Consider the following 2,899-nt stretch of genomic DNA (forward strand, 5'->3'; position numbering starts at 1 on the left):
ACAAATTTGAGGACTTAAGAAAGAGGTATTGGAAGGGGGTGCTTTGGAGCCCAAGTTATTTTGCCGCTTCTTGTGGGGGCGCTCCTCTTTCCGTAATGAGGCAGTACATAGAACAGCAACGCACACCCGCCTCAAGGCGGGAAGAGCGCCTTTCATCCCCTACCCCTACCTGAAAGAAGGGGTCTTATCCTCTTAAAATCGCTCAAATTGAGTCTGAACCCCATACTTCGAACTCAGCCTCTTCGCCTGTATCACTAAGTCAATAAATTAACCATCATTGCCAACCCGTATTAAATTGATACATGGAGGAATTTTCAGAGCACACTAACCAAGCGAGGGTCGTCCCACTATGAAACCTGTTGCCATGATGACAGCTGTTGCTGCGCTTGTCTGCTTCCTCGTCCCATCCAGTCTGAAAGCGGATGAAACCGACACCTTGTCAACAAGCCTCCTCCCCGCATTGCTGACGTTGATGCAGGCGGACACAACAAAATACATCCTTCCCGATACAGGCGTGACCAAATTCTACGGGAGCAACACAGGGGAAATCGTCGAACCCTATGATGTGGAACCGTATTATGGCCAGGACGCGCAATACAATTCGACCTCGCAGCAAATGTCGTACACCGACAACGGCGACGGCACGGTTACAGACAATCTGACTGGATTGATGTGGATGCAGGCTGATGACGGAGAGAAGCGTATTTGGGATGATGCAGTGACGTATTGCGAAGACTTGGCCCTCGCTGGATATTCTGATTGGCGTTTGCCAAGCCAACATGAACTTTTTCAAATTGTTGACAAAGGAAAGTCTAATCCTGCGATTAATCCTGTTTTCACAACAAATCTCTCGATGTATTGGACGAGCGACACGTACGCATCCCTGTCAGTCTATGCCTGGTATATGTGTTTTTACGACGGAGTGACATTATACAATAGCAAACGATACCACAACGGCGTTCGATGTGTTCGTTCAATACAATCGTACCCAGAGAAAAAATACGAAGTTAACGGATCGGTTGTATTGGACACCATCACGAATCTCATGTGGCCACAGAAAGAGACGACTTCCTCCAGAAAAGACTGGGAAGGCGCCTTGGCGTATTGCGAAGACTTGACGTTGGACGGGTATTCTGATTGGCGTCTGCCCAATATCAATGAACTCGAAAGCTTGCTTGATTTGACCCGTGAGACGGGCATTGATCCCACCTTTGAAACTCCGACTGGTCAGTACTGGTCCTCGACCACGTCCCCTGTCAATCCGACATCTTCATTATACCCCAATAAAGGCTACGCATACGATCTCTCTTTCGGGAGCGGGCAAATCTGGTATTTCTACAAATTCAGCGAATTCTACGTCCGCTGCGTGCGTTCCGGCCCTCTGCAATAGATCTATAGAAAAAGCTGATATCGTGCCTGTATCGAGAGCGTATTTTGATGTCTAAACGACGTGTGTTTCGTGAATAACACCCTCAAATTCAATGGAATATTTTGAAACGACCTCCAAAGTTACCATAAAGGGCATTATGCGACAGAAAAATTAGAGAAGCTATGACGCTGGTTTTCCGATAGATCGCGCCTATGGACTTTTATAAACACGGGTTGCGTTGTTTTGACCCTGTCAAATTCCCGCCATATCCATGTTCATGCACTTGGCGCGATGCACGACACGTTCCGTCTTCCATATTTCACAAAAAAAAAATGAAATGCTCATATCGGATTGTCCAGTCTGAAAACCGATTCAATCACCGAGAGTTGAACCGCAGCGAGACGGCCACCCGTTTTTTCACGAAAAATCACACGGTATGCACCGTCTTCTAAAGAGGTCTTACCGTTTGAAAAAACGGTACAATCTGCTTTGCCGATAGGCATTCCCCTCTTCTATTCATACCTTTTCCGAAATCAAAATGAACAAAAAACATGTTGATTTTATTTTCTTTTGCGGTGTAATCACGTCTCAAAAGCTGATGAGAGGTAACTATGAGCTACATCATCGCGATTGTGAACAATAAAGGGGGCGTGGGAAAAACGACCCTTGCCGCCAATGTGAGCCACGCGCTTGCCAATCGCGGATCGAAATGTCTTGTTGTTGATCTTGATTCCCAATGCAATCTCACCAGCACCTTGCTGGACATGGCGAAAACTCCCGTCACGCTCTATGAACTCATTGACGAAGAAGAAAACCCTCCATTCAATGATATTGTTTATACAACATATTATGAACGATTATTTATGATTCCCAATGTGCCGGAAACGGCCGCATTGGAACCCTCGTTGATGGAAAAAAGGAATCGATTTTCGTTGTTGCGCGACCGGCTTCGTGACAATGCACTCCAAAATTTTGACTTCACCTTTATCGACTGTCCCCCAAACCTGGGAACCTTCAGCGTCATGGCCATGATTGCCGCCGATTTCGTGATTGTGCCTGTGGAAGGCGGAAGCCGCTATGCACTGGACGGACTCGATAAAACCGTTGCCGCTATTGAAACGATTCGCCAGGGGTACAACACGGATTTACGCTTTCTGCGCTTGCTCATTACCAAAGTCGACCGGCGGACAACCATTTCCAAGATTCTCATCGAACAAGTTCAAAATCGATATAAAGACAAACTTTTTGAAACCATCATTCCCGTCAACACCGATATTCAGCAAGCTGAACTCATGGGCCGCACGGTAATACGATATTCCCCGCGCAGTCTTGGTGCAAAATGCTTTCGTGACCTTGCCAAGGAACTTGAGACCATTTTGGAATAAGGATTCGTGGTATGTCGAAAACAGGATCTAAGCGCCGTAAAGGGCTCGCCGAAATGCTCGGTGAAAACCTCAAAGAGCGTCTCAATAACGAGACGGCGCAAAAGATCGCTGAACTTTCCGAAGAAAAATTAGACTCGGAAAAATC

4 protein-coding genes are annotated in these 2,899 nt (G+C 46.6%); 3 read left to right on the plus strand and 1 reads right to left on the minus strand.

The features are described from left to right. Both G451_RS33960 and G451_RS0125995 read left to right on the plus strand, forming a co-directional pair. A partial coding sequence (locus tag G451_RS33960) for a transposase (protein WP_211236398.1) occupies window positions 1-173 on the plus strand: 173 nt, incomplete at its 5' end. Window positions 174-349: 176 nt separating this feature from the next. Then, the gene (locus G451_RS0125995) at window positions 350-1,390 is read left to right on the plus strand and encodes an Lcl C-terminal domain-containing protein (RefSeq protein ID WP_027186517.1); all 1,041 of its coding nucleotides are present in this window, start codon (window positions 350-352) and stop codon (window positions 1,388-1,390) included. Between the two features lie 320 nt (window positions 1,391-1,710). On the opposite strand, the gene G451_RS34465 is transcribed toward G451_RS0125995, so the two are convergent. Beyond that, window positions 1,711-1,872: a hypothetical protein gene (locus G451_RS34465; RefSeq protein WP_156921833.1), complete on the minus strand. Its 162-nt coding sequence runs from the start codon at window positions 1,870-1,872 to the stop codon at window positions 1,711-1,713. Between the two features lie 108 nt (window positions 1,873-1,980). Between G451_RS34465 and G451_RS0126010 the strand changes: the two genes are divergently transcribed. Continuing rightward, window positions 1,981-2,754 (plus strand): ParA family protein, encoded by a 774-nt coding sequence (locus G451_RS0126010; RefSeq protein ID WP_027186518.1) that lies wholly within the window; start codon window positions 1,981-1,983, stop codon window positions 2,752-2,754. Window positions 2,755-2,899: the final 145 nt, after the last annotated feature.

The sequence above is a fragment of the Desulfovibrio inopinatus DSM 10711 genome (assembly GCF_000429305.1).
GTDB lineage: Bacteria > Desulfobacterota > Desulfovibrionia > Desulfovibrionales > Desulfovibrionaceae > Alteridesulfovibrio > Alteridesulfovibrio inopinatus.

Bases quoted from the DNA above. Each gene is read 5' to 3' on its own strand.
- G451_RS0125995 (WP_027186517.1), top strand. From the start codon at position 350: ATGAAACCTGTTGCCATGATGACAGCTGTTGCTGCGCTTGTCTGCTTC.
- G451_RS34465 (WP_156921833.1), bottom strand. From the start codon at position 1,872: ATGCCTATCGGCAAAGCAGATTGTACCGTTTTTTCAAACGGTAAGACC.
- G451_RS0126010 (WP_027186518.1), top strand. From the start codon at position 1,981: ATGAGCTACATCATCGCGATTGTGAACAATAAAGGGGGCGTGGGAAAA.